Annotated in this window: 25 protein-coding genes; 13 read left to right on the forward strand and 12 right to left on the reverse strand. The window is 73.7% G+C overall.

From position 1 onward, the window contains the following. The first annotated feature begins 132 nt into the window (after positions 1-132). The 4 genes from ACZ6WH_RS13365 to ACZ6WH_RS13380 all read left to right on the forward strand — a co-directional run bounded on the left by ACZ6WH_RS13365 (position 133) and on the right by ACZ6WH_RS13380 (position 4,170). Positions 133-1,527, forward strand: a complete 1,395-nt coding sequence (locus ACZ6WH_RS13365) for an MFS transporter (protein ID WP_469728168.1) — start codon at positions 133-135, stop codon at positions 1,525-1,527. Positions 1,528-1,558: 31 nt separating this feature from the next. Then, complete coding sequence (locus ACZ6WH_RS13370; protein ID WP_469728169.1) at positions 1,559-2,467, forward strand: HTD2 family dehydratase; 909 nt, start codon at positions 1,559-1,561, stop codon at positions 2,465-2,467. Then, positions 2,464-3,291 carry an HpcH/HpaI aldolase/citrate lyase family protein gene (locus ACZ6WH_RS13375; protein WP_469728171.1) on the forward strand — a complete coding sequence of 276 codons (828 nt, stop codon included), beginning with the start codon at positions 2,464-2,466 and terminating at the stop codon, positions 3,289-3,291. The genes ACZ6WH_RS13370 and ACZ6WH_RS13375 overlap by 4 nt, the downstream gene beginning before the upstream one ends. Before the next feature lie 138 nt (positions 3,292-3,429). Continuing rightward, positions 3,430-4,170, forward strand: a complete 741-nt coding sequence (locus tag ACZ6WH_RS13380) for a GntR family transcriptional regulator (protein WP_432861984.1) — start codon at positions 3,430-3,432, stop codon at positions 4,168-4,170. A 16-nt stretch (positions 4,171-4,186) separates the two neighbouring features. On the opposite strand, the gene ACZ6WH_RS13385 is transcribed toward ACZ6WH_RS13380, so the two are convergent. From ACZ6WH_RS13385 to ACZ6WH_RS13400, 4 genes are all read right to left on the reverse strand, one after another. Further along, positions 4,187-4,750, reverse strand: a complete 564-nt coding sequence (locus ACZ6WH_RS13385; protein ID WP_469728172.1) for a GNAT family N-acetyltransferase — start codon at positions 4,748-4,750, stop codon at positions 4,187-4,189. Between the two features lie 109 nt (positions 4,751-4,859). After that, positions 4,860-6,227: an aldehyde dehydrogenase family protein gene (locus ACZ6WH_RS13390; protein WP_469728173.1), complete on the reverse strand. Its 1,368-nt coding sequence runs from the start codon at positions 6,225-6,227 to the stop codon at positions 4,860-4,862. A gap of 148 nt (positions 6,228-6,375) precedes the next feature. Continuing rightward, complete coding sequence (locus tag ACZ6WH_RS13395; protein ID WP_432861975.1) at positions 6,376-7,071, reverse strand: type 1 glutamine amidotransferase domain-containing protein; 696 nt, start codon at positions 7,069-7,071, stop codon at positions 6,376-6,378. Positions 7,072-7,195: 124 nt separating this feature from the next. After that, the gene (locus tag ACZ6WH_RS13400; protein WP_469728175.1) at positions 7,196-8,497 is read right to left on the reverse strand and encodes an MFS transporter; all 1,302 of its coding nucleotides are present in this window, start codon (positions 8,495-8,497) and stop codon (positions 7,196-7,198) included. A gap of 212 nt (positions 8,498-8,709) precedes the next feature. Here ACZ6WH_RS13400 and ACZ6WH_RS13405 point away from each other — a divergent pair, with 212 nt between their 5' ends. Both ACZ6WH_RS13405 and ACZ6WH_RS13410 read left to right on the forward strand, forming a co-directional pair. Then, a complete protein-coding gene (locus tag ACZ6WH_RS13405) occupies positions 8,710-9,231 on the forward strand; it encodes a DinB family protein (RefSeq protein WP_469728177.1) in 522 nt (173 codons plus the stop codon). Positions 9,232-9,377: 146 nt separating this feature from the next. Next, complete coding sequence (locus tag ACZ6WH_RS13410; RefSeq protein WP_469728178.1) at positions 9,378-10,007, forward strand: histidine phosphatase family protein; 630 nt, start codon at positions 9,378-9,380, stop codon at positions 10,005-10,007. Between the two features lie 18 nt (positions 10,008-10,025). Here the strand turns inward: ACZ6WH_RS13410 and ACZ6WH_RS13415 are convergent, their stop codons facing one another. Next, entirely contained in the window at positions 10,026-10,199 is a 174-nt protein-coding gene (locus ACZ6WH_RS13415; protein WP_361561562.1) for a hypothetical protein, read from the reverse strand. A 218-nt stretch (positions 10,200-10,417) separates the two neighbouring features. On the opposite strand from ACZ6WH_RS13415, the gene ACZ6WH_RS13420 reads away from it, so the two are divergent. Next, a complete protein-coding gene (locus ACZ6WH_RS13420) occupies positions 10,418-10,612 on the forward strand; it encodes a hypothetical protein (RefSeq protein ID WP_103835563.1) in 195 nt (64 codons plus the stop codon). A gap of 49 nt (positions 10,613-10,661) precedes the next feature. Further along, positions 10,662-12,266, forward strand: coding sequence for a hypothetical protein (locus tag ACZ6WH_RS13425; RefSeq protein WP_469728181.1), 1,605 nt, complete (start codon positions 10,662-10,664; stop codon positions 12,264-12,266). A gap of 129 nt (positions 12,267-12,395) precedes the next feature. Here ACZ6WH_RS13425 and ACZ6WH_RS13430 read toward each other — a convergent pair whose 3' ends face one another. After that, positions 12,396-13,901: an SCO1417 family PLP biosynthesis transcription factor gene (locus tag ACZ6WH_RS13430; protein ID WP_469728183.1), complete on the reverse strand. Its 1,506-nt coding sequence runs from the start codon at positions 13,899-13,901 to the stop codon at positions 12,396-12,398. 100 nt (positions 13,902-14,001) lie between these two features. Here ACZ6WH_RS13430 and yczE point away from each other — a divergent pair, with 100 nt between their 5' ends. The 4 genes from yczE (at position 14,002) to ACZ6WH_RS13450 (ending at position 17,779) form a co-directional block, all read left to right on the forward strand. Beyond that, positions 14,002-14,757 carry a membrane protein YczE gene (gene yczE, locus ACZ6WH_RS13435; protein WP_469728185.1) on the forward strand — a complete coding sequence of 252 codons (756 nt, stop codon included), beginning with the start codon at positions 14,002-14,004 and terminating at the stop codon, positions 14,755-14,757. 160 nt (positions 14,758-14,917) lie between these two features. Next, positions 14,918-15,718 (forward strand): glycerophosphodiester phosphodiesterase family protein, encoded by an 801-nt coding sequence (locus tag ACZ6WH_RS13440; protein ID WP_469728187.1) that lies wholly within the window; start codon positions 14,918-14,920, stop codon positions 15,716-15,718. 68 nt (positions 15,719-15,786) lie between these two features. After that, positions 15,787-17,145, forward strand: coding sequence for an MFS transporter (locus ACZ6WH_RS13445; protein ID WP_469728189.1), 1,359 nt, complete (start codon positions 15,787-15,789; stop codon positions 17,143-17,145). A gap of 256 nt (positions 17,146-17,401) precedes the next feature. After that, on the forward strand, positions 17,402-17,779 hold the full coding sequence (locus tag ACZ6WH_RS13450; protein ID WP_103835566.1) for an RNA polymerase-binding protein RbpA: 378 nt from the start codon (positions 17,402-17,404) through the stop codon (positions 17,777-17,779). A 150-nt stretch (positions 17,780-17,929) separates the two neighbouring features. On the opposite strand, the gene fxsA is transcribed toward ACZ6WH_RS13450, so the two are convergent. The 5 genes from fxsA to ACZ6WH_RS13475 all read right to left on the reverse strand — a co-directional run bounded on the left by fxsA (position 17,930) and on the right by ACZ6WH_RS13475 (position 24,090). Then, complete coding sequence (gene fxsA / locus ACZ6WH_RS13455; protein WP_469728191.1) at positions 17,930-18,496, reverse strand: FxsA family membrane protein; 567 nt, start codon at positions 18,494-18,496, stop codon at positions 17,930-17,932. A gap of 337 nt (positions 18,497-18,833) precedes the next feature. Continuing rightward, complete coding sequence (locus ACZ6WH_RS13460; protein ID WP_361561567.1) at positions 18,834-19,613, reverse strand: polyprenol monophosphomannose synthase; 780 nt, start codon at positions 19,611-19,613, stop codon at positions 18,834-18,836. Beyond that, positions 19,610-21,313 (reverse strand): apolipoprotein N-acyltransferase, encoded by a 1,704-nt coding sequence (lnt, locus tag ACZ6WH_RS13465; RefSeq protein ID WP_469728194.1) that lies wholly within the window; start codon positions 21,311-21,313, stop codon positions 19,610-19,612. The genes ACZ6WH_RS13460 and lnt overlap by 4 nt, the downstream gene beginning before the upstream one ends. A gap of 584 nt (positions 21,314-21,897) precedes the next feature. Then, a complete protein-coding gene (locus tag ACZ6WH_RS13470) occupies positions 21,898-23,538 on the reverse strand; it encodes an amidohydrolase (RefSeq protein WP_469728196.1) in 1,641 nt (546 codons plus the stop codon). Positions 23,539-23,649: 111 nt separating this feature from the next. Next, the gene (locus tag ACZ6WH_RS13475) at positions 23,650-24,090 is read right to left on the reverse strand and encodes an Lrp/AsnC family transcriptional regulator (RefSeq protein ID WP_030261445.1); all 441 of its coding nucleotides are present in this window, start codon (positions 24,088-24,090) and stop codon (positions 23,650-23,652) included. A 208-nt stretch (positions 24,091-24,298) separates the two neighbouring features. Here ACZ6WH_RS13475 and ACZ6WH_RS13480 point away from each other — a divergent pair, with 208 nt between their 5' ends. Then, positions 24,299-24,715: a hypothetical protein gene (locus ACZ6WH_RS13480; RefSeq protein WP_469728198.1), complete on the forward strand. Its 417-nt coding sequence runs from the start codon at positions 24,299-24,301 to the stop codon at positions 24,713-24,715. 106 nt (positions 24,716-24,821) lie between these two features. On the opposite strand, the gene ACZ6WH_RS13485 is transcribed toward ACZ6WH_RS13480, so the two are convergent. Further along, positions 24,822-25,994, reverse strand: a complete 1,173-nt coding sequence (locus tag ACZ6WH_RS13485) for an acyl-CoA dehydrogenase family protein (protein ID WP_469728199.1) — start codon at positions 25,992-25,994, stop codon at positions 24,822-24,824. Positions 25,995-26,061: the final 67 nt, after the last annotated feature.

The raw sequence follows: 26,061 nt of genomic DNA on the forward strand, positions 1-26,061 counted from the left end.
CGGGCCTTGACGTCGCAGTGAGCCGGACCACAGAATGCCGACGCCATGCGTGGAGCCACTTTGTACGCAGCAATGCCGTACATGACCGCACAGAATGGCCGCCCCTTTCCGGGACCCCTTGGAGGTACGTCAGTGACGCCCCCGTCCCCCGCCCTCGCCGCGCTCGGCGGAGCGCCGGTCGGCCGCACCCACCGCAAGGTGCTGCTGGTCGTCAGCGCGATGTTCCTGTTCGACCTCGCGGACCTGAACACCTTCGCCTTCGCGGCGCCGGCGATCCGCGCCACGCACCACTTCACCGTCCAGGACGTCGCCCTGGTGACCGCGCTGAGCTTCGCCGGGATGGCGGTGGGCGCGGTCCTCGGCGGCCGGGCCGCCGACCTCCTCGGCCGCCGGCTCGGCATGTCCGCCGCCGTCGCCGTCTTCTCCGCCGCCTCGCTGCTCAACGCGGTGGTCTCCACCGCCGGCCCGATGGCCGCCGCCCGCACGCTCACCGGCTTCGGCCTCGGCGCGATGACCGCCATCGCGATCTCCTACCTCTCCGAGGTCACCCCCACCACCCACCGCGGCCGCTTCCAGGCCGTCGCGCTCGGCGTCGGCCTCGTCGGCATCCCGCTGGTCGCCTTCACCGCCCGCGCCATCACCGTGTCCCACCCGGCCTCCTGGCGCTGGCTGTTCGTCGCCGGCGCGCTCGGCTTCCTGCTGCTCCCGCTGGTCCTCCGGCTGCCCGAGTCGCCGCGCTGGCTGCTCTCCCGGGGCCGGACCGCGGAGGCCGAGGAGACGGTGCGCCGCTTCGTACCGGACTTCCGCGGCGGCGGACAGGAGGAGCCGCGCGGAACGCTTCTCGCGGCCGCGCCCACGGCCCGCTTCCGCGACCTCTTCGCACCGGGGCAGCGCCGCAACTCCCTCGTCATGATGGTCGTCTGGGCCTTCGCGCTGACCGGCTTCTACGGCTTCCAGTCCTGGGTGCCGACCCTGCTGGCGGATCACGGCCAGGACTTCGCGAAGTCGATGACCATGTCGGCGATCACCACGATCGGCGCGGTGCCCGGCGCCTTCCTGGCCACCCCCTTCATCGACCGCTTCTCGCGCAAGCACCTCTCGGTGGCGCTCGGCCTGATCGTCGCCGCCATCGGCATCGGCTACGGGCTGAGCAGCAGCACGGTGGCCATCATGATCTTCGGCGTCGCGTTCGCCGCGCTCAGCCAGGCCTACATCGCCGTCCTGTACTCCTACACGCCCGAGCACTTCCCGACCGCCCTGCGCACGGCCGGTTCCGGCCTCGGCAACGGTGCCGGACGGGCCGCCAACATCGTCGCCCCCCTGATCATCGCGGCCGTCTACACCGCCCCGCACCTCGGCTACGTGGGCGTGTTCGTCTTCGTCGCCGGCACCTGGCTGGTCGCCACCCTCACCGTCGCGTTCTTCGGCATCGACACCCGCGGCAGGCCGCTGGAGGAACTGCACGGCCGCACCGCGCAGGACGATGGGGTACCCGACGACATCCCGCGCCCCGCCGCCACCCACTGACCCGCACCCGCCCCGTACGACTGGAGCCTTCATGACCGGCGCCCCCGCCGACGTCCCGGCCGCCGACTTCCGCGTCCTCGAAGAGACCGCCCGCACCTGGCACCCCGCCGACACCGGCGCCACCGACCCCCTCGACCCGGCACCGGTCGCCGCGCTCTCCGCCGTGCTGGACCTGCCGGAGCCGGTGGCGGCGGCCGGGCAGCCGCTGCCGCCGCTGTGGCACTGGCTGCACTTCCTGACCTGGCCCCGGCAGAGCGAGCTGGGCCCGGACGGGCACCTGCGCGACGGCCACTTCCTGCCGCCGCTGCCCGAGCGGCGCCGGATGTTCGCGGGCGGCCGGCTGGAGGTCCGCGCGCCGCTCACCGTCGGGCAGCCGGCCGAGCGGACCAGCAGCGTGGTCGAGGTGCGGGCCAAGAAGGGGCGTACCGGCGGGCTGCTGTTCGTCACCGCGCGCACCGAGTTCCGCCAGGACGGCGCGGTGCGGGTGACCGAGGAGCAGGACATCGTCTACCGCAGCGGCGGCGGCGCGCCCGTACCGGACCGGATCGCCCTCGACCCGGCCGCCGCACCGCACAGCGACGCGCCGTGGCAGCTGCCGTGGACCACCGACCCGGCCGTCCTCTTCCGCGTCAGCGCGCTCACCGCCAACGCGCACCGCATCCACTACGACCAGCCCTACGTCACCGGGGTCGAGGGCTACCCCGGGCTGGTCGTGCACGGCCCGCTGCTCGTCCTGCGGATGCTGGAACTGGTCCGCCGCCACGCGCCCGGCCGCACCGTCCGCACGCTCTCCTACCGGCTGCGGCAGCCGTCCTTCTGCGGCGAGCGGCTGCTGTCCTGCGGCACGCCGTACGAGGAGGACGGCCGCGCGGGCGTACGGCTGTCCGTCGCCGGGCCGCGCGCCGCCGAGCACGCCACGGCGGAGGTGACCTTCGCATGACCGCCGCCGAGGCAGCCCCGTACATCCGGGCACTGGCCGCAGCGCGCAGCCTGCTCTTCGTCCCCGGCAACCGTCCCGACCGCTACGCCAAGGCGGCCGGGGCCGGCGCCGACGGGGTGATCGTGGACCTGGAGGACGCGGTCGCGCCGGACGGCAAGGACGCCGCGCGTAACGCCGTCGCCGGGTGGCTGGCGGGCGGTGCGCGGGCGGTGGTGCGGATCAACCCGCCGGGCACCGCGTGGCACGAGGCCGACCTGACGATGGCCGCCGCGCACGGCGCGCCCGTCATGCTGCCCAAGGCCGAGGATCCGGCCGCCCTCGCGGCGGTCGCCGACCGGACCGGCGGCAGGCTGCCGGTGCTGGCGCTGGTGGAGACGGCCGCCGGGGTGGAGAACGCCGCCGCGCTGTGCCGCGCTCCGCACGTCGTACGCGCCGCCTTCGGCAACATCGACCTCGCGGCGCAGCTCGGCGTGGATCCCGACGACCATCAGGCGCTGGCGTACGCGCGCTCGCGGCTGGTCTGCGCTTCCGCGGCGGCCGGGCTGGCGCCGCCGCTCGACGGGGTGACGGCCGGGCTGGCGGCCGACGGGCCGCTGCCGGCGGACGTGGCGCACGCCCGGCGGCTGGGCTTCGGGGGCAAGCTCTGCATCCATCCATGTCAACTCGACGCCGTGCACGAAGGGTTCACTCCGTCGGCGGCCGAGACGGAGTGGGCGCGGCGGGTGCTGGCGGCGGAGGGCGCGGTCACGGTGGTCGACGGACAGATGGTGGACCGGCCGGTGCTGGAGCGGGCCCGGCGCATTCTGGCGGCGGGGCGCGATTGAGGACCGGAACGGCTCACGGCCCGGCGGGCGCGCCGGGCCGGGCCGTACCGCCCGTGGCGGCGTCCCCGCAGGTGACCAGGGTGTTCCGCGGCCGATAAGCTGGCCGTCCCTTCCCACCCGAACGGCGACGAGGATGTGATGGCCAACAAGCCGGCCCGTGGACGGACCGCGTACCAGCAGCTGGCGGACGACCTGCGCACGGACCTCGCGGGCGACCGGTACCCCAAGGGGGTGCGGCTGCCGACCGAGGCGGAGCTGGCCGAGAAGTACCGGGTCAGCCGGCAGACGGTGCGCCGCGCCTTCCATGACCTGGTCGCCGAGGGCCTGGTGTACCGGGTGCCCGGGCGCGGCACGTTCGCTGCGCCGCGCGACGGCCGCTACCTCCGCAGGTTCGGCTCGGTCGACGACCTGATGGGCCTGTCGCTGGACACGACCATGCAGCTGACCGGCCCGCTGCGGCGGCGGGTGGACATCGACGCGGCCGGGCGGCTGCGGCTGGACAGCGACGTGGTGCACACCCTCGCCTTCCGCCGGCTCCACGACGACGTGCCGTTCTGCCACACGACGGTGTGGCTGCCGCCGGACGTCGGCGAGACGCTGGCGGACGTGGCGCAGCTCACCGAGACCGGCGCGCGCTCCACCTTCACCATCATCGGCCTGCTGGACGACCGGCTGGACTCGCCCATCACGGAGGCCGAGCAGTCCATCACGGTCGCGCCGGCCCCGGCGGCCGTCGCGGAGGAGCTGGCGTGCGAGCCGCACCACCCGCTGCTGCGCATCGACCGGCTCTACACGACCTCCGAGGGCCGCCGCGTCGAGCTGGCCACCAGCTATTTCCTGCCCGAGCAGTACTCCTACCGGGTCCGGCTGCGCCGCTGAGCCCCGCCTCCCGGCGTCAGGCCCCGGAGGGCGGCCGGTCGTTCAGGATCCGCTGGAAGAGCCGGTGATCCTGCCACTCCCCGTGGATGTGGAGATACTGCGGCGCGACGCCGTAGGCCCGGAAGCCGCACTTCTCCAGGACGCGCTGGGAACGGACGTTGTGCAGCAGCGTCCCCGCTTCGAGCCGGTGCAGCCCGGCGTCCTCGTCGGCGTACCGGACGACCGCCTCGACGGCGGCGCTCGCCAGCCCCTTCCCGGTGTGGTCGACGTCGATCCAGTAGCCGACCTTGCCGCTGCGCAGCGGGCCGTGGACGATCCCGGACAGCGTGACCGCGCCGGCGAGCCGGGAGCCGTCGGTGAGCACCCAGGGCATCGTCAGGCCGGCCTCGCGCTCCGCCAACTGCACGGCCAGGCGGTCCCGTTGTCCCTCGATGGTGTAGAACCCCTCGTCCCGCCACGGGTCCCACGGCCGCAGATGCTCACGGTTGTGCAGATACGCCGCGAGCAGCGCGTCGGCGTCGCCAGTGTCGGCCGGGCGCATCTCGATGCCACCCGGCAGCACACGCGTCTCATTCCCCATGCCCGTCACAGTAACTCCGCCGCCCGTACCGCCTGTTACCGCGGTACGGGGCCGCCGAGGGACTTGACGGTGAGGTCCCCGCTGGGGGGCCGGCCGGTGGCGCGGGGCCTCAGGCCAGCGGGACGTCCAGCACGGCCTTGCGGTGGCTGAACGTGGCGATCGAGTGCGGGCCGTGGTACGCGCCCATGCCGCTCTCGCCGACACCGCCGAACGGCAGGTCGGGGATGCGGAGATGGGCCATCGGCAGGCCGAAGCCCAGGCCGCCCGAGGAGGTCTCCGTGGCCAGCCGGCGACGGGTGGTCTCGTTCTCGGTGAAGCCGTAGAGGGCCAGCGGCTTGTCACGGTCGTTGATGAACGCGATCGCCTCGTCCAGGCCCTCGACCTCGACGATCGGCAGCAGCGGGCCGAAGATCTCCTCCTGCATGACCGGGGAGTCGGGGGCGACGTCGGCCAGCACGGTCGGCGCGATGTACTTCTGCTCCCGGTCGTGACCGCCGCCGGTGACGGTCCGGCCGGAGCCGAGCAGGCCGGTGAGCCGGTCGAAGTGGCGGTGGTTGATGATCCGGCCGTACGCGGGGGACGCCGCCGGGTCGGTGCCGTACAGTCCCTCGACGGCCTCCGCGAGCGCCGCCTGGAGGGCCTTGGAGGTCTCCGGGTCGGTCAGCACGTAGTCGGGTGCGACGCAGGTCTGGCCGGCGTTCTGGAACTTGGTGCGGGCCAGCCGCTGCGCCGTGCGTGTCACGTCCGCGTCCCGGTCGACGAACGCCGGGGACTTGCCGCCCAGTTCGAGGGTGACGGGCGTGAGGTGCTCGGCCGCGGCCCGCATCACGATCCGGCCGACCGTGCCGTTGCCGGTGTAGAAGATGTGGTCGAAACGCTGCGCGAGCAGTGCGGTGGTCTCCGGCACCCCGCCCTCGACGACGGCGACCGCGTCGTTGTCGAGGTACTCCGGCAGCAGCCGGGCCAGCAGCGCCGAGGTGGCCGGCGCCAGCTCGCTGGGCTTGGCCACGACGGTGTTGCCCGCCGCCAGCGCGCCCGCGAGCGGCACGAGCAGCAGCTGCGCCGGGTAGTTCCAGGGGGCGATGACCAGGACGACGCCGAGCGGGTCGAACCGGGTGCCCGCCGTACTGCCCGCCGGGAAGCCCTCCGCCGGGAGCGGCTTGACGCTGGGCCGCAGCCACTCCTCCAGGTGCTCCAGGGTGTGGTCGATCTCCCGGATCGGGAAGTCCACCTCGGCGGCGAAGGCCTCGGCCTCGCTCTTGCCCAGGTCCGCGTGGAGCGCGGCGGCCAGGTCGGCGCGGTGCTCGGTGAGCAGCGTCCGGAGCTTCCAGAGCTGCTGCGCACGCCACTCCAGGGAGCGGGTGCGGCCGTCGCGGAAGGTGGCACGCAGCCGGGCGACGAGGTCGGCGGGGGCCTCGGCGGCGGCGTCAGCGGTGGCTGCGGGCGCTTCGGCGGTGGTGGCGGGTGAGCCGGTCATGCGGTGCTCGATTCGTTCGAGGTGTTGCGTGCGATCGGTTATGCACAGCGTCGGAGTGGAAGCATTCATTCCGCCAGGGCCGGAACCGGCCGGCAGGCAGCACCGAGACCGGAGCGGACCCGGGGCCGGACCCGGAGCCGTCCGGCGGTCAGCCCAGCGCCTTGGCCACCTCGGTGGCCAGCGGCGCCGACGAGGACGGGTTCTGGCCGGTGAAGAGGTTCCGGTCGGCGATGACGTGCGGCGCCCACGGCTCGGCTTCGCGGAAGTCCGCACCGAGCTCCACCAGGCGGTCCTGGAGCAGCCACGGCGCCTTGTCCGCGAAGCCGGCCTGCGCCTCCTCGGCGTTGGTGAAGGCGGTGAGGCGGTACCCGGCGAACGGCGAGGTGCCGTCGGCGCCGCGCGTGGCGAGCAGCGCGGCCGGGCCGTGGCAGACGATGCCCAGCGGCTTGCCCGAGGCCAGCGTCTCGGTGAGCACCCGGCCCGAGGCCTCGTCCACGGCCAGGTCCTCCATCGGGCCATGGCCGCCGGGGTAGAAGACGGCCGCGTAGCCCGCCACGTCGACCTGCTCCAGCTTGACCGGGCTGCGCAGCGGGTCCATCGACTGCAGGGCGGCGGCGACCGCGTCCGAGCCGTCCTGGCCCCCGTTGAACTCCGGCGCCAGGCTCGCCGGGTCCAGGGTCGGCAGCACGCCGCCGGGCGTGGCGACCACGACCTCGTGCCCGAGCTCGGTGAAGACCCGGTACGGGGCCACCACCTCTTCGCCCCAGAAGCCGGTGGGGTGCCGGGTGCCGTCCTTCAGCGTCCAGTGGTCGGCGCCGGTCAGCACGAAAAGGATCTTCGCCATGTCGGTCCTCCGGTTCCTTCGGTTCCGCGGGGCGTTTCGCTGCCCCGAACGTAACGGCTGTGCCCGGTCCGCGCCGTCCAGCGCGCCGGGGCCTCGGGCGCCCGCGTGCCCGGCCGTCCGCCGGCTATGCCTGGTTCCCCCGATCCGGGGCCGGCCCCTCCGGGTCCGCGCCGCCCGCGTCGTCCCGGCCGGTCGCACCGTGCCACTCCCGGTCCATCTCCCGCCACTCGCGGCGGAGTCCCGCCAGGTGGGTGGCGAGGAGGTACGCGGCGCCGCTCACCGCCAGGACCGGCACCAGCCCGAGCCAGCCCACCGCCGCACCGGCCACCAGGCCGCCGAGCGGGATGCCCGCCCAGGACAGCGAGTCGCCGAGGGCGCCGACCCGGCCGAGCAGCCGGCGCGGGACCCGTTCCCAGACGACCGCGCCCAGGATCGGGTTGAGGAAGCCGGAGCCGAAGCCGGAGAGCGCGTACACGGCCACCACCGCCCACACCGGTACGTCCAGCGCCAGGATCACGAAGCGGGGCGCGCCGGAGAGCAGGAAGCCGGTGAAGAAGACCAGCCTGCGGCGCATCCGGTGGGCCACGACCGCGGCGATCAGGCTGCCGGCCACGGCCGTGAGCCCCGTCGCGGCCGTCATCAGCCCGATCGCGGACGGCCCGTGGCCGGTCTCCCTGGCCCAGATCGGCAGCAGCACGGCGTTGCGGGCCGCGTCGAGGAAGTTGGTGAAGCCGACGGTGCCGATGATGACCAGCAGCAGCGGCTGACCGCGCAGATAGGCGAAGCCCTCGGCGAACCGCCGCCAGTAGCCGGGCCCGGGACCGCCGTCCGCGGCGGCGGGGTCCTGCGCCGCGGCACCGCCCATGCCGCGCGGCAGCGCCAGCCCGACGAGCACCGACCCGAGCGCGAACGTCGCCGCGTTGACGAGGAGTCCGGTCAGCGGTCCGAGCACGGCGACCAGGACGCCGCCCGCGCCGGGGCCGACCGTCGAAGCGAGGCGTTCGACGACGCCGAGGAGACCGGTGGCTCTTTCGATGGGGACCTCCGAACGCGCCGCAGCCTCCGGGATCATGACCTCCTTGGCCAGGTCACCGGGGCCCCGTGCGCCGCCGATCACCGCGACCATGACGAGCAGCAGCCAGAAGTCCAGCAGCCCCAGCGCGTGCAGCACCGGTACCGCGGCGACCCCCGCGGCGCTGGCCACGTCCGTCGTCCAGGAGATCACCCGCGGTCCCGTCCGGTCGACCAGTGGCCCGGTCAGCGCCTTGATCAGCACGTACGGCGCCATCTCGCAGAACGCGACCAGGCCGGTCCGGGCCGCGCTGCCGGTGCTGACCAGGACGAACCAGGGCAGCGCGATGGCCGACACTCGCGTACCGGCCTGCGAGACGGCGGCCGCGGCCAGCAGCCCCGCCAGCGGCCGCATCCGGGCGCGGCTCCCCGCCCACCGGCCGGGTGGCCGTCTCGGCCTCTCCCCCATGGCTGGTCTCACGTCGCCACGCCCCCGTTCCCGCCCGCGCACTCACGCGCCCCCCGGCGCTCCTGTTGCCCTCCGGTTTCCTATACCGCCCGCCGGGCGCCTAGGGCAGTGCCCGTCGGTCCCTTACCGCGCTGCCGGAAGTGCGCGAAGATCACGGCATGACAGAGTCCCACCACACCGACACCCCTGCCCTGCCCGCCCCGCTGCTCGTCCGTACCGGCGGCGAGCGCGAGGTGCTCGAAGCATTTCTGGACTTCCACCGTGCGACGGTCAGGGGGAAGGCCGGCGGCCTGGCCGATGCCGCGGCGCGCCGCCGGCTCGTGGCCTCGGAGACCACCCTCGCCGGCCTGGTCAAGCACCTGACCCTGGTCGAGCGGGAGTGGTTCCCCGCGCTGCTCGCCGACGGCGAACCGCCTGCGGAGAGCGGGCACACGGGCGGCTGGGAGGTGGCGCCCGAGGAGACCCTCGACGCGTTGGTGACGGCGTACGACGCGGCCTGCGCGCGGTCCCGGGCGGTGGCCGCCGGCCTCCCGCTGGACCACGTCGTTCCGCATCCGCAGCTCGGCGAGGTCTCGCTGCGCTGGATCTACGTCCACATGATCGAGGAGACGGCCCGGCACGCCGGGCACGCGGACATCCTCCGTGAGCAGACGGACGGCGCGACGGGCGTCACGGCGTGAGGGCCCGCCGGGGCCGCCGGGCCCGTACCGGTGTCCGGTAGCCTGAAATTGATTGCATAGCCCATATACGTACGTGCCGCACGGGCGGCGCGCCGTGCGGCCGGCGCCGTGCGGAGCCCGCCCGCGCCCCCATCGGAGCTTCCCCCATGCGCCTGCTGCTGATACGCCACGGTCAGACCCCGTCCAACGTCGGTCATCTCCTGGACACGACCGCCCCCGGGCCCGGCCTGACCGAGCTGGGCGAGCAGCAGGCGGCGGCGCTCCCGCAGCGGCTGGCCGACGAGAAGATCGACGCGCTCTACGCCTCCACGCTCGTGCGGACGCAGCTGACCGCGGCGCCGCTCGCGCAGGCCCGCGGCCTGGAGGTGGTGGTCCGCGACGGCATCCGCGAGATCACCGCGGGCGACCTGGAGATGCGCGGCGACGCGGCCTCCAACGACCAGTACCAGCGCGTGGCGTTCTCGTGGCCGGCGGGCAGGCCGGAGCTGCGGATGCCCGGCGGGGAGAACGGCACGGAGATGCTGGCGCGCTACGACGCGGTGATCGAGGAGATCGCCGCGTCCGGCGTGGCGGCGGCCGCGGTGGTCAGCCACGGCGCGGCGATCCGTACCTGGTCCGCGGCGCGCGCCGGCAACCTGGACGCGGACTGGGCCATCGCGCACCCGCTGCCGAACACCGCGGTCGTCGTCCTGGAGGGCACGCCCGCCACCGGCTGGACGGCCGTGACCTGGTCGGACCTGGAGATGACCGGCGCGGAACCGCAGCCCGGCCGCTGAGCCCCACGCCCGGAGCGGTCACGGGAAGAGGCTGTCGCCGATCCAGAGGACCAGTGCGCAGGCGGCCGCCAGGGCCACCATGAGGAGGACGAACTCGACCCACGCGGCGACCGGAAGGCGCGGCTTGGGCACCGGCCTGGCAGGAACGACCGGGCAGCACTTCGAGCAGTGCGGTGGCACCGATACGGCCATGGCGCACAGGATCCTGCGTACCGAGGTACCGCACAAGGGGCGCGAACGGCGTCTTCGGCGCCCGTAGGCACACTCCGGGCCATGCTGCGCTACGACGGACCCCGAATGGGGGGTTTCAACGATAAATCACCCATTTGCGGCTTTCTTGGGCTTGATACGTACTGTGAGGCTGGAAGAACTCACGGTGACCGTCCCCACGACCCCAGGAGAGCATCCCCATGGTCCTGTCCGTCTCCGGCGTTGTCCTGCTCGGCGTCATTGTCTTCCTCTTCTTCCGCAAGGACGGGCTGAAGGTCACCCACGCCCTCGTCTGCGCGCTCTTCGGCTTCTACCTCGCGGGAACCGCCATCGCCCCGGGCATCAAGGCCGGCGGCGCCAGCCTCGCGGGGCTGATCAGCGGGCTGAACCTCTGAGAGCCGTGACGCGCGAGCCGCCACGCCACCACCCTCCAGGAGACCTTCCGTGCCCCGGCGTCCACTGCCCAGCATCCTGAGCAACCGCGTTCCCCTCGCCCGCGGCCGCGACTTCGCGCGGACCGCGGCCGACGGCGCCTCCGACGTGTTCCACCCGCTGTTCGTCATCGGCCGCGGCCTGCGCCGCCTGGTCGGGTCCGGCCGGCAGCGGTGGTCGGCGACGCCCCGGGAACGCCGCGGCCCGGCGCTGTGCATGACCGCCATGGGCCTGGCCGCGCTCGCCCTCGCGCCGTACGGGCCGCTGCTCGCCCTCATCTCCCTGATGGCCGCGGCGGCCTGGGCGGGCCGCGAGCGGACTCCGGCGGACACCGGCCCCGGCGAGGCGGAGACCGGCCGGCTGCGCGCGCTGTACGAAGCGCTGGTGCCGTACCTCAGCTTCGAGGGCGACCCGAACCCGCTCTACGTGCACGACGGCGACTGGACCGCCGCCTTCCCCGAGTACGAGTTCGACGAGGACGGGCGGCTGTCCCGGCTCCTCCTGAAGTACCCGGTGTACTTCACCGATGCCGAGGCCCCGTCCCGGGCACGCATCGAACAGGTCCTGCTCGCCAAGTCCGGGCGGGGCCGGGAGTACCACTTCGCGTGGGACCAGGAGGCCAACCGGCTCGTCCTGAGCGTGCTTCCCGCGCTGCCGACCGACATCGCCGCGCAGCGGTTCGTGACCGCGCCGGGCGAGACCGTCCTCGGCTTCACCGACGCGGACGCCGTCCAGCGCACCGTTCCCGTGGCGGGCGCCGCCGAGGAGGCGGAGCCCAGGGACGTGCCGCCGGTGGTCTGGCGCACCGGACCGCGCTCCACCGAATCCCACCTGCTGGCCCTGGGCCGCCCCGGCAGCGGCACCACGACCCTGCTGCGCTCCGTCGCACTGCAGGCGCTCGCCCACGGCGACGTGCTGGTCGTCGACGGCAGCGGCACCGGCGAGTACGCCTTCCTGCTCGGGCGGCCCGGCGTACTCGGGGTGGAGTGCGGGCTCAGCGGCACGCTCGCCACGCTGGAGTGGGCGGCCCGCGAGACAGAGCGGCGGCTGATCGCCGCCAACCGCGCGCGGCAGGCCGGGCTCCCCGTCCCCGACGACATCCGCCAGCCACTGTGGATCATCGTCGACCGGCCGGCCACGCTGACCCACCTCGCCGCCGCCGAGGGCCGCGAGGACCCGCAGCGGCTCCTCCAGGTCCCGTTGCGCCACGGACGCGCGGCGAGCGTCACGGTGGCCCTCGCCGAACAGTTCGAGGGCGCTGAGCTGCTGAGCGAGCCGGTACGGGCCCACACCCGCGCCCGGGTCGTGCTCGGACCCACCTCACCGGAGGACGTACGCGCCGTCCTCGGCGCGGCCCCGGAGACCACGCCCGCCGACCAGGTACCGCCGGGGCGCGGCTACGCCCGCCTCGGGTCGGGCCCGGTGCTCCGCCTCCAAGTGCCCGCCACGCCGGACCCGTTCGACGACGCGACGAGTGAATACCACCGGCAGGCGGTGCTGGCGCTGCTGCCGGAGCGCTCGGCGCAGCTCGGCTCCGTCCCCGCGGCCGCCGACCCGTTCGCCGACCCGGACTTCGGATTCGGGTACCGGAGCACCACCGCCTCGGAGGCGGTGTAGCCACTGCCCCCAGGGGCACCCCGCCTCCGGGCGGCCACCGGTGACGCGCTCCACCGGTGGCCGCCCGGACCCTTTCGGGGGCCGCGAGCCTCGGGCCACGAGGAGTGCACCGGTCGGGGGCCGACAGCCTCAGGCCACGAAGGAGTGCACCGGCTCGGCATCGAGGGACTGGCCCGTGGCCACGAGATGGGCGGCGCCGGCCAGCCGGGCGGCGGCCTGATCGGCCACCGCGCCACTGACCGTGAACGGCAGCCGCACGAAGCCCTCGAAGGCGCCGTCCACGCCGAAGCGCGGCCCCGACGGGACACGTACGCCCAGCCGCTCCCCCGCCTCCGCGATGCGCGAGCCGGACAGGCCGCCGGTACGCGCCCAGAGGGTCAGGCCGCCGTGGGGGACGCTGAACTCCCAGTCGGGCAGGTGGCGACGGACCGCCTCGACGATCGCGCCACGGTTCTCGCGCGCCTGCTCCCGGCGGATCTCGACCGCCTCCTCCCAGCCGCCGCCCTCCAGCAGCGAGACGATCGCGAGCTGTTCGAGGACCGGCGAGCCGAGGTCCGCGTAGGCACGGGCGGCCACCAGGCTGCGGATGATGTCGGGCGCGGCACGCACCCATCCGATGCGCATGCCGGCCCAGAACGCCTTGCTCGCCGAGCCGACCGTGATCACCGAGCTGCCGGACGGGTCGAACGAACAGAGCGCGGACGGCACTTCGACATCGGGGTCGAGGCACAGCTCGGTCATCGTCTCGTCGACGACCAGGACCGTGCCGGCCGAGCGGGCCGCGCCGACCAGCCCGCGCCGCTGCTCCTCCGTGGCGAGCGACCCCGTCGGGTTGTGGAAGTCGGCGACGACGTATGCCATACGGGGCGCGGCGTCCCGCAGCACCTGGCGCCAGGCCGGAATGTCCCAGCCGCCCAGCCCCTCGGCCAGCGCGACCGGGACCAGCCGGGCCCCGGCGTCCCGCATCAGCTGGAGGATGTTGGCGTACGACGGCGAGTCGACGGCCACCCGCTCCCCGGGGCGGGTGATCAGGCGGCAGATCGCGGCCACGGCGCCCATCGCGCCGGTGGTGACCATGATCTGCTCGGGCATGGTCGGGATGCCGCGGGCGGTGTAGCGGTCGGCGAGGGCCTGGCGCAGCGCGGGCAGCCCGGCCGGGTAGTCGCCGTGCGTGTGGGCGTAGAGCGGCAGCTCCGCCATGGCGCCCTGCACGGCGCGGGTGAGCCACGGCTCGGGCGCGGGCAGCGCGGCGCAGCCCAGGTCGATCATCGAACCCGCGGCCTCCGGGGGCAGCGGTTCGAGGCCCCGGGTGGGCAGCGGATTGCCGGCCGGGACGGCGGTCCAGCTGCCCGAGCCGCGCCGGGACTCCAGGAAGCCCTCCGCGCGCAGCGCTTCGTAGGCGGCGGCGACGGTGGTCCGGCTGACCGACAGCGCGGCGGCCAGCTCGCGCTCGGCGGGCAGCCTGGCGGCCACCGGGACGCGGCCCTCCAGCACCAGAAGGCGAACGCCGTCGGCGAGGGTCCGGTAGGCGGGAATGCGGCGGCCGCCGACCGCCGCCGCGGCGGCGCGGTCGTCCTGCGACCGCACCAGGCGGGCGAGTTGGCTCGCGCCCACCGCTGAAGTCCACTGCGCCATCTCGACCAGTCCACCTTTCCCGAATTGGCCCTGGTACCGGCTCATCGGCCCGCCACAGGCTGACCTCCTACAGTCCAATTCTGCCAGGAGGGGGAGCCCGTTGTCTGCGAAGGGGTCCGCGAAGGGGTCCGCGAAAGGGCCGGAAGCCGGGCCGGGCAGGCGCCATCTGCCGCGGCGGCTGCTCCAGCTGTACGTCGGCCTCACGGCCTACGGCGTCAGCATGGGCCTGATGGTGCGCGCGGGGCTGGGCCTGGAGCCGTGGAGCGTGCTGAACCAGGGCATCTCCGAGCGCACGGGCGTGAGCATCGGCACCGTCACGATCATCGGCGGTGCGCTGATCCTGCTGCTCTGGATCCCGCTGCGGCAGCGCGTCGGGCTGGGCACGGTCTCGAACGTCGTCGTACTCGGCGTGGTCATGGACGCCACGATCGCCCTGGTGCCCGCGCACTCCTCGTGGGCCGTCCGCGTCCCGATGCTGGCGCTCGCGGTCGCGCTGAACGGCGCGGCGACCGGCCTGTACCTCTCCGCGCGCTTCGGGCCGGGGCCCCGGGACGGCCTGATGACCGGCCTGCACCTGCGTACCGGGCGCCCGATCCGCCTCGTCCGTACCTGCATCGAGGTCACCGTTCTCGTGGTGGGCTTCGTGCTGGGCGGTTCGGTCGGCGTGGGAACCGTCGTGTACGCTCTGGCGATCGGCCCGATGGCGCAGCTCTTCCTGCGGATCTTCGCGATCAGGGGGCTGGAGGAGGAACGGTCCCGAGTGGTCGCCGCGGGAAGCGCGGCACCGCACGAGCGGCCGGCGGCACCGGAGGTGCAGCCGGCTGCACCGGAGACGGCCACGGGGACTGGTTGCTGAGCGCGGCGCTTCGCAGGGGGCCGGGCCTTCGGGAAGGGGCGCGCCTTCGGGGCGGACGCCGCATTCCAGAAGGGCCGCGCCTCCAGGAGTGCCTCCCGTAGCGGCCTTCGTGGCCGGACCCCGCTCCCCCGCCCCACGGGCCGCCCGCCATACTGCCCGCGTGACCGCACTGCTCCCGCGCCCCCGCCACCCGTACCTCGATCACCCGGCGCCACTCGCCTTCGCCCACCGGGGCGGCGCCGCGGACGGCCTGGAGAACACCGCACTCGCCTTCCGCCGCGCCGTGGCGGGCGGCTACCGCTACCTGGAGACCGACGTGCACACCACGTCGGACGGCCGCCTCGTGGCGTTCCACGACGCCACCCTGGACCGGGTGACCGATGCCCGCGGCCGGATCGGCGCACTGCCCTGGCACGCGGTACGGCGGGCCAGGGTGGCGGGCCGGGAACCACTGCCGCTCTTCGAGGAGCTGCTGGAGGAGTTCCCCGAGGCGCGCTGGAACGTGGACGTGAAGGCGGAGCCCGCGCTGCGCCCGCTGCTGGCACTGCTGCGCCGTACGGGGGCGTGGGACCGGGTGTGCGTCGGCTCGTTCTCGGAGGGACGGGTGGAGCGGGCGCAGCGGCTGGCGGGCGGACGGCTCGCCACCTCGCTGGGCACCCGCGGCGTGGCGGGGCTGCGACTGCGCTCCTACGGGCGGAGCCTGCCACTGGACCGGCTGCTGGGAGCGGCGGTACGGCGCAGTGCGGTGTGTGTCCAGGTACCGGAGCGGCACGCGGGCCTCCGGGTGGTGGACCGGCTGTTCCTCCAGGCAGCGCGCCGGCTCGGCCTCCAGGTGCACGTGTGGACGGTCAACGATGCGCGGCGGATGGCGGATCTTCTGGACCTCGGCGTGGATGGCATCATGACCGATCACATAGACACGCTGCGGGATGTACTGGCCGCGCGGGGCGCCTGGACCTGACCTACGGGATGCCGCACCGCGACCGTTTCCACCCGCCGTGGCGGGAACGCGAGGGGGAACGGGTGGGTGTGGACATCGCCGTGGAACCGGACGGGCCGACGGACGGCGCGGCCCGCCGGCGCGAGCAGCGCGGCTGGTACTGGTACGACTGGGCGAACAGCGTCTACTCGACGACCGTCCTGACGGTCTTCCTCGGGCCGTACCTGACGTCCGTGGCCAAGGCCGCGGCGGACGCGCACGGCTTCGTGCACCCGCTGGGCATCCCGGTACGGGCCGGATCGTTCTACGCGTACTCGGTGTCCGCGTCCCTGCTGCTCTCCGTGCTGGCGATGCCGCTGGCCGCTGCCGCGGCGGACCGCAGCGGGCGCAAGAAGCCGCTGCTGGGCTGCTGCGCGTACGTGGGCGCCGCGGCGACGACGGGGATGTTCTTCCTGGCCGGCGACCGCTACCTGCTCGGCGGGGCGCTGCTGATCATCGCGAACGTCTCGTTCGTGGTGTCGATGATGCTCTACAACTCCTACCTCCCCCAGATCGCGGCGCCGGAGGAGCGGGACGCGGTGTCGTCCCGGGGCTGGGCCTTCGGGTACGCGGCGGGCGCGCTGGTCCTCGTGGCCAACCTCGTGCTGTACGCGGGCCACGCCTCCTTCGGGCTCTCCGAGGGGAGCGCCGTACGGATCTGCCTGGCCTCGGCGGGGCTGTGGTGGGCGGTCTTCACGGTCGTGCCGCTGCGGCGGCTCCGGGACCGGTTCCCGGTCCGCGCCGCGACGGCCCCGGCCCCGGCCCCGGGCGGCGGTCTGCGGCAGCTGCGGGAGACGCTGCGCGACCTGCGACGGCATCCGCTGACGCTGGGTTTCCTGCTGGCGTACCTGGTGTACAACGACGGCGTGCAGACGGTGATCACCCAGGCGTCGGTCTTCGGCTCGGAGGAGCTGGGCCTGGACCAGACGACGCTGATCGTGGCGGTCCTGCTGGTACAGGCGCTGGCGGCGGCCGGCGCGGTACTGATGGGCCGACTGGCCCGGCGGTACGGCGCCAAACGGACGATTCTCGGCTCGCTGGTGGCATGGACGGCCGTGATCGTGGCGGGGTACTTCCTGCCCGCGCACGCGCCGGTGTGGTTCTTCTGCCTGGCCGTGGCCATCGGACTGGTGCTGGGCGGCAGCCAGGCGCTCTCGCGGTCGCTGTACTCGCACCTGATACCGCGCGGAAAAGAGGCCGAATACTTCGCCGCTTACGAGATCAGCGACCGGGGCGTGAGCTGGCTGGGGCCGCTGGTCTTCGGGGTCGCCTACCAAGTGACGGGCAGCTACCGGGACGCCATCGTCTCGCTGGCGGCGTTCTTTGTGATCGGATTTGTCCTGCTCAGCCGCGTGCCGGTGCGGCGGGCCGTGATCGCCGCGGGGAATCGCGCACCGGACCTGATTTAGGCAAGCGGGGCGTGGGGCGGTAGTGTACGCCTTTGGCTCACCAGGCGGACCGTTACTGCGCGCTGAACCTCGGACAGCGGCGGGTGACATCTGCTGCCAGATGTGACAAACCGGGCGTTGGTGGGTACAAGAAGGGGCGGCACGACGGGCGACGCATGTGCGGGTTACGGGAATCTTCACCGCCGACCGGACGTTGACCGGATGACGACGACAGCGACACCTGTCCTGTGGGCGACAAGCCCGGGAGGCACGATTCATGAGTGAGCGAGCTCTTCGCGGCACGCGACTCGTGGTGACCAGCTACGAGACCGACCGCGGCATCGACCTGGCACCGCGCCAGGCGGTGGAGTACGCATGCGAGAAGGGCCATCGTTTTGAGATGCCCTTCTCGGTAGAGGCCGAGATTCCGTCGGAGTGGGAGTGCAAGGTTTGCGGCGCTCAAGCACTCCTGGTGGATGGCGATGGCCCTGAGGAGAAGAAGGGCAAGCCCGCGCGTACGCACTGGGACATGCTCATGGAGCGGCGTACCCGCGAGGAGCTGGAGGAGGTGCTGGCCGAACGGCTGGCCGTCCTGCGCTCCGGCACCATGAACATCGCCGTGCATCCGCGCGACACCAACAAGAAGTCCGCCTGACGGCGGACGGCGCATGAGGGCCGGGGCCCCTGCTTCGGCAGGGGTCCCGGCCCTCATGTCGTTTCCGCCCCGGGGCCGTCCCCGCCGGCTGTGAGCCGGGGCGAGCCCCTGCGGGCTCGCCCCGGCTCACAGCCGGTGATGCCCCGTGCCTCAGCGGGGCAGCGGCGGGTCCTGACGCGGCGCTGCCGGCGGCTCGTCGTCGCGGATCACCTCGCCCTGGACGACCTTGCCGTCCGGAGCGTGCATGCGCGCCTGCTGGAAGGCGTCGCCGAACGAGCCCGGGGTGTGGCGGGTCTGCCGCTCCAGCAGCCGCTCCACGCGTCGCTGAAGCAGCTTGCGGGTGGGCGGGAAGAGGCACAGCAGCCCCGCGACGTCCGAGATCAGCCCCGGGCACATCAGCAGCAGGCCGCCGAGCATCGGCAGGACGTTGCCGCCGCTCCGCTCGGGCGCGGCCTTCTCCGGGTCGGCGCCGGACTGCTGGAACGCTTCGGTCAGGTTCTTCCAGGCGCGCCGGCCGGCCCGCTTGATGACGTAGCCGCCGATCACCACCCCGGCCACCAGCAGGAGAAAGACCGTCAGTCCGCCCGCGGCCCCACCGACCAGGGAGAGCAGCCAGATCTCCAGGACGGCCCATCCGGCGATGCCGATCGGCACCAGACGGCGGGCGCGGGAGCGCTGCGGCGGACGGGAATGCGGTGGCGTGGTGGCGGACGTCATGACTCAAGTGTGCCTGGCCCGGCGGCGTACGCGACGGGGGCCTGGCGGTGGGCGGGACGTTCCCTTGCCGGCCTCCCGCTGGGGGCTCCGTCCACCGGGCTTCCCGGGCGGGCCTGGGCGGGGAATTCTCTCTCGTCCCGGCCAGCCGTGGGCAGGGCCCCTCCCTCTCCCCGGACCGTGGGTGGGACCCCCTCCCCCGCCACCACCGCACACCCCCAACCTAGCCCCGGCCGCAGCCCGCCCCCGAGTTGTCCACAGGCCCTCTCCCCCGAGATATCCACAGGCTTGCGTCGGCCGCTCTCGACAGGCCTTCGTCAGCGGCTCTCAACGGCTGTCGTCAGCCGCTCTTCTTCCCCCGCAGCTTGTCCAGGCGGGAGCCGACGCCCCAGGCCGTGACCCGCCAGAGGGCCTCCACGACGATGTCGCGGCTCATCTTGCTGTCGCCCCGTTCCCGTTCGACGAACGTGATGGGCACCTCGACGACGTGGTACCCGGCCTCGACGGCGCGGCGGGCCAGGTCGACCTGGAAGCAGTAGCCCTGCGAGGCGACCTCGTCCAGGCCCAGCCCCTCCAGGGTCTGCCTGCGGAAGGCCCGGAAGCCGCCGGTGACGTCCCGGATCGGCACGTCGAGCAGCAGCCGCGAGTACGTGCTGCCGCCGCGGGAGAGGACCTCTCGGTACTTGGGCCAGTTGACGACCCGGCCGCCCGGCAGCCAGCGGGATCCCAGTACGAGGTCGGCGCCCTTGAGCGCGGTCAGCAGCCGGGGCAGCTCCTCGGGCTGGTGGGAGCCGTCCGCGTCCATCTCCACCAGGACGTCGTAGCCGTGCTCGATGCCCCACTGGAAGCCGGCCAGGTAGGCGGCGCCCAGCCCCTCCTTGCCCTTGCGGTGCAGGACGTGCACGTGGTCGTCGTCGGCGGCCAGTTCGTCGGCGAGCTTGCCCGTACCGTCCGGGCTGTTGTCGTCCGCGACCAGTACGTGCGCGTCGGGCGCACCCGCGCGCACCCGCTCGACGACCGGCTTGATGTTCTCCGCCTCGTTGTACGTCGGAATGATCACCAAGGTGTCGCCCAGCGGTCCGTACTGCCGCTGCCCGCCGTCCTGTCGGCCGTCTGTCACTGCTGCCCCTTCTCGTCCTTCGTACGCCCGCGCCGGCCGAGCACGAAGGCGGCAGCGCAGGACAGAAGGCCCACCATAGCGATCACCCATTCCGGAGACGCGCCGACGCGGTCGGCGACCGTCTTTTCTTCCCGAAGCGGAAGGCTCGCGCTGACCACGCCCCGGGTGAATTCGGGGATGCGGTGGGTGACTTCGCCGTCCGGGGCGACGACGGCGCTGATGCCGCTGGTGGCCGCGGTCACCACGGCGCGGCCGTGCTCGACGGCGCGCAGCCGGGACATCGCGAGCTGCTGCTCGGGCTGTCCGGTGCGCCCGTAGGTGGCGTTGTTGGTCTGCACGATGAGGGCACGGGCGCCGGCGTTCACGGTGTCGTGGACGATCTCGTCGTACGCCACCTCGAAGCAGATGACGTCACCGAGCTTGGCGCCCGCCATGTCCAGCACGCCGGTGTGGTCGCCCGGGTAGAAGTCGCGCGGCACCCGCTGGAGGCGGGTGATGACCTTGCTCAGCTGGTCCCGGAAGGGCACGTACTCGCCGAAGGGGACCGGGTGCTGCTTGGTGTACGAGGCGCCGGGCCCGGTCTTCGGGTCCCAGACGATGCCCTCGTTGAAGACGTAGCCGGGCTTGCTGGGGTGGTCCACGAGGGCGCCGACGAGGACCGGCACGCCGATCGCCCGTACCGCCTCGTCGATGCGGGCCTTCGCCTCCGGGTACTGGAAGGGGTCCAGGTCGGAGGAGTTCTCCGGCCAGATGACCAGGTCGGGCTTCTTGGCGCGGCCCGCCTTCACGTCGGCGGCCAGCTTCTCGGTGGCCGTGGCGTGGTTGTCCAGGATCTGCATGGGGCGGCCGAGGAAGTCCATGCCGGGCTGCTGGACGTTGCCCTGGACGACGGCGATGTTCAGGTGGTCGGTGGCCTTGGTCGGTACGGGGACGGCGTACCCGGCGACGGTGAGGGCCGCGGCCAGCCCGAACGCTTCCAGGGCCGGCAGCGCCCGGCGCAGTCGCGTGCCGCCGCCGTCGGCCTGCCCCCACAGGGTGACGACGATCGCGGCGGCCAGCGTGCCGGTGAGGGCGACGGCGAAGGTGACCAGCGGTGCGCCGCCGAGCGCGGCGAGCGGGGTGAAGGGGGTGCCGGTGTGGGCGAAGGCGAGGCGTCCCCAGGGGAAGCCGCCGAAGGGCACGCGGTCGCGGGCCCATTCCTGCGCGACCCAGAGGCAGGCGGCCCACAGGGGCCAGGCCTTGAGGCGGGAGGTGACGGCGAGGCCGGCGCCGAGCAGCGCCACGAAGACGGCCTCGGCGAAGGACAGGCCGAGCACGGCGTCCCAGCCGATCACGTGCAGCCACTTCAGCAGCAGGAAGAAGAACGGCCAGCCGAACACGAGGCCGGTCCAGGCCGCCTGACGGGCCGTGCGGCCGCGGGTGAGGAGGCTGAATGCCGCCACGGCGAGGAGCGAGAGCGGCCACAGGTCGTACGGCGGGAAGGCCAGTCCGAGGGCGAGTCCGGCGAGGACCGCGAGCACGGTACGGGGCGTTTCGCGGCGTACGAGGGCGCCGAGGCGGCGCAGGCGTCCCGTTTTGCGGCCCGTGGCGTCGGGCGCCCCGGTGGCCGCCGTGCCGCCGTCGGTGGCGGGGCCGTGCGCGCCGGGTCCCTGGGCAGGGCCTGGCACGGCTTCGGCGGTGGTTTCGGAGCCCGATGGCACGGTCGCGGCCTTCCTGCAGGTCGTGCGGTGGTGAGCCGACGGTACAACGGGGCGCGGGCCTGCGGGACGCCGGTGGCGGGTACGGGGGCGCGCGGTCGCTCTCGGTGAGGGGCGCGGCGCGGGCCGTACGGGGCGGGGGGTATGTGCGGCGGGGTGCGGGGTGGGGCGGATCCGCGGTGCGGATAGGGGCCCGGAGCCCTTCGGGCCGACCTGGGACCCGCTGGCTGCGGGTCGACCGAGAGCCGTTGTCTACTGAGCGTCCGGGCCCCACCCGGGTCGCACCCGCCGGCCGACTGAAGCCTGTCCGTCGCTTCCGTGCCGCAGGGGTGGACCTGGCTCCCAGTTGTGGTGCGCCTGCGCGGTGCACCACCCCATGGCCCAGCTGCGTTCGACGGCTGCGCGGAGGTCTGCCGGTCGGACGTCCTTGTGGTGGACTCGGCCGAACCTACCGGCCGACGGCGGCCTGCTGTCAACAGCTGTTCTACCTGCGTCGTTTTTGCGTTCAACCAGGTCAGTGCCGAACTGCCGCAGGTAGGGCGAGTACTCGCCGGGCACGGCGCCCGGCGGCACCCGCCACGGGAGGTTCACTCGTTCGGCCGCTGGAAGACCGTCCGGCCGCCCACGACCGTCCGCAGGCACTGCGGCAGTGCCCGGCCGGGGGTGAGGTCGGGAAGGCCCGGGGTGCCGGAGCGGGGGTCGGTCGACCAGCGTTGCACGCGCTCGTCGGGGGCCTGGACGAGGAGTTCGCCGGTACGCCAGATCGCGTAGTCGGCGGGTGCGCCCGGTACCAGCACGCCCGCGTCGTCGCGGCCGACGGCACGCCAGCCGCCGCGGGTGTGTGCGGTGAACGCGGCGCGCGCGGAGATGCCGTGCTCGGGGGTGCGGTGGAAGACGGCGGCGCGGATGGTGCCCCAGGGGTCGAGGGGGGTGACGGGGCTGTCGGAGCCGAGTGCGAGCGGTACGCCGGCCTTGAGGAGGGCGGCGTACGGGTTGAGGGTGCGGGCCCGTTCGGTGCCGAGCCGGGTGGCGTACATGCCGTCGGCGCCGCCCCAGAGTGCGTCGAAGGCGGGCTGTACGGAGGCGGTGAGGGCGAGCTCGGCGAAGCCGGCGATGGTGTCGGTGGTGAGCATTTCGCAGTGTTCGACGCGGTGCCGGGCGGCGCGCACGCGGTCGAGGCCGACGCGTCCGGCGGCCGCCCGTACGCCGTCGGTCACGGCGGTGATGCCGGCGTCCCCGATGGCGTGGAAGCCGGCCTGGAGGCCGGCTTCGGTGCAGGCGGCGACGTGGGCCGCGACGGTGTCGGCGTCGAGCAGGGCGTTGCCGCTGTGTGCGGCGTCGGTGTACGGGGTGCAGAGGTGCGCGGTCTGCGAGCCGAGGGATCCGTCGGCGAAGAGGTCGCCCGCGGCGCCGGCGGCGCCCAGTTCCCTGATCCGCTCCGCTTCCTTTGCGTTTGTGATGAGTTCGCCCCAGTATCCGACGACGCGCGGCCCGTCGCCCTCGGCGGCGCGGGCGAGCAGCGCGACGAGGTCGTCCTCGCCGGAGATCTCGGGGCCGGCGCATTCGTGGACGGTGCCGATGCCGAGGGACACGGCGTGCGCGAGCGCCGCTGCCTGTGCGGCGGCCCGCTGGGCGGGGGTGACGGTGGCGTACGCGGCTTCGCGCACGGCGTGGTGGGCGTCGCCCGTGAGGGGCGCCCCGGGGTGGAAGCCGGCGCGTTCCCGCAGGCCGGGGACGAGGTCCTGGAGTGCGGTGGTGACCACGGCGGAGTGCACGTCGATGCGGCTGAGGTAGAGCGGGCGGCCGCCGGTGGCCTCGTCCAGCTCGGCCCGGGACGGCGGGCGGCCCTCGGGCCAGGCGGTGGCGTCCCAGCCGTGGCCGAGGAGTACGCGGTCGGCGGGGCGGGCGGCGGCGAAGGAGCGGATGCGCTCCAGGGCGTGGGAGAGGGAGTGGGTGTCGCTGAGGTCCAGGCCGGTCAGCGCGAGGCCGGTGGCGGTGGTGTGCACATGTGCGTCAGCGAACGCGGGGGTCACGAGCGCGCCGTCGAGGTCGATGACCTCGTCGACCCCGTCGGCGAAGGAGTCGGCGGCGCCCTCGGAGCCGACCCAGGCGACCGAGCCGCCTTCGACGACCATGGCGGTGGCGAAGGGGTCGGCCGGGCTGTGGACCTCGCCGCCGCGCAGCAGGACGGTGCGGTCGGGGGCCGGTACGGGGGTGCGTTCACTCATACCGGACAGTTTCGCCCCTGCGCGTGCGCGGCGGTCGCGCGGGGTCGCCACGGCGCGGCCCGATCCGTACGGGCCGGCCGTCCGCGTCCCTCCCCCGGGTGTCCCGGCGGGTCAGATGCGGGGCGGCCGGGCTTCGTACGGCGTGGACAGGACCACGGTCGTACGGGTCGAGACGCCGGCCAGGGTGCGGATGCGGGTGAGCAGGTGTTCCAGCTCCAGCGGTGCCGCGACCCGGACCTTGAGGATGTAGTTCTCGTCTCCCGCGACGCTGTGACAGGCCTCCAGTTCGGGTACCTCGGCCAGCCGCTCGGCGATGTCGTCCGGGGCGCTGGGGTCGAAGGGTTTGACCGAGATGAAGGCGGTCAGCGGCAGCCCCACCGCCTCGGGGTCGACGATGGCGGCATAGCCGCGAATCACGCCGCGCTGCTCCAGTCTGCGCACGCGCTGATGCACCGCCGAGGTGGACAGGCCGGTGGCCTTGCCCAGGTCGGTGTAGCTCATCCGCCCGTCCTTGACGAGCAGATCCACGATTTGTCGGTCCAGCTCCTCCACACGATCAACTTACTGTGCCGGGGCGCTGCGGCGCAGCTCGCGCCGGATCGTGGACATCGCACGCCCCCTGTGTGACGAACACCACACCCATCACTCCGTGTCCGGAGCGCAGCCGAGATTATGCACAGGAGAGGCAGGGAAATGCTCGTGATGGTCGAGGCCGCCCGACACCGGAAGATGGCGGTATCTCGCAGCCCACCCGAGGGGGATGGACATCATGCGACGCCCGAAGCAGGAATCCACGCTGGAGCACACCGCCGCCCAGGAGGGCGACAGTTTCCGCGACGATGACTTCCACGACGCCTTTGACACCGTCGAGCTCTACCGGGTCAGCTGCCCGGACTGCGCACAGCCGATCGCGCTGCTCGCCGAGGAGGACGCGCTGCCCGAGCACGCGGTCTGCTCCTCGCCGTGGAACCCCTTCGGCCTGACGGTCTGCCAGGGGTCCGGGCGGGCGGTGTCCGAGACGGACTCGCCGGACGACGCGCTGGAGCCCCAGGAGCAGGACTTCGGCATGCTCCTGACCCTCCCGGAGGGCCTGAACTGGCGTACGCAGCCGTTCTCCCACGTGGGCGGTCCCGGCTCCCGGCCGGTGCGGGTGCCCATGATGCGCCGGCGTCTCTGAAGCCCCGGCGCGAGCAGAACCGTGCGAGTGAGCCGTTGGACTCACTCGCACGCCTTTGCCACCGGTACGCCCCGGCCGCCCGATCCGGCCCGCGCGTGACGTACCGTCAGCGGCTCTCCGGCCCCGTCAGCTGCCGCGCGATCACCATGCGCTGGATCTGGTTGGTGCCCTCCACGATCTGCAGGACCTTCGCCTCGCGCATGTAGCGCTCGGCCGGGAAGTCGGCGGTGTAGCCGTACCCGCCGAGGAGCTGGACCGCGTCGGTGGTGACGCGCATCGCCATGTCCGTGCAGAAGAGCTTGGCCATGGCCGCCTCCTTGGTGAAGGGGCGGCCCTCGTCCCGCAGCCGGGCGGCGGTCAGATACAGCGAGCGGCCGGCCTCCAGCTGGGTGGCGATGTCGGCGAGCATGAAGCGCAGGCCCTGGAAGTCGGCGAGCCGCCGGCCGAACTGACGGCGTGTCGCCAGATATCCCAGGGCCTCGTCCAGCGCCGCCTGCGCCACGCCGACGGCGCACGCGGCGATCCCGAGCCGGCCGGAGTCCAGTGCGGCGAGCGCGATGGCGAAACCCTGGCCCTCCTCGCCGATGCGGCGCGCGTCCCCGATCCGTACGCCGTCGAAGTGCATCTGTGCGGTGGGGGATCCCTTCATGCCCATCTTGCGCTCGGGCGGCGCGGCGCTCAGCCCTGCGGCGTCGCCCGGCACCAGGAACGCCGTGATGCCGTGCGCGCCCGCTCCCCCGGTGCGGGCGAGGACGGTGTAGAAGTCGGCGAGGCCGCCGTGGGTGGTCCAGGCCTTGGTGCCGTCGAGGACCCAGGTGTCTCCGTCGCGCGTGGCGCGGGTGGTGAGGGAGGCCGCGTCCGATCCGGCGGCGGGCTCGGAGAGGCAGTAGGCACCGAGCAGCCCGCCGCCGAGCATCGCGGGCAGGTGCTCGGCGCGCTGCTCCTTGGTGCCGAAGGCGGCGAGGGCGTGGCAGGCCAGGGTGTGCACGCTGACGCCGAGGCCGACGGTGAGCCGGGCGGCGGCCAGTTCCTCCAGGACCTGGAGGTAGACCTCGTAGGGCTGGCCGCCCCCGCCGAACTCCTCCGCGTACGCCAGGCCGAGGAGGCCGGACTCGGAGAGCAGGGTGAACAGTTCGCGGGGGAAGCGCCCCGCCTCCTCCTCCGCTGCCGCCCGGGGCGCGATCTCCCGCGCGGCCAGGTCGCGTACGAGCGTCATCAGCTGGCGGGCTTCGTCGGTGGGCAGCCTGCGGTCCACGGGTCCGGGGCCGTACTCGGTCATGGCGGCGCTCTCCTCCCTGTCGGGCGATACGGCAGCACGCCGCCCGGGTGGTGCGGCGCGGCCGGTT

It is taken from the genome of Streptomyces sp. NPDC050806, from assembly GCF_055586425.1.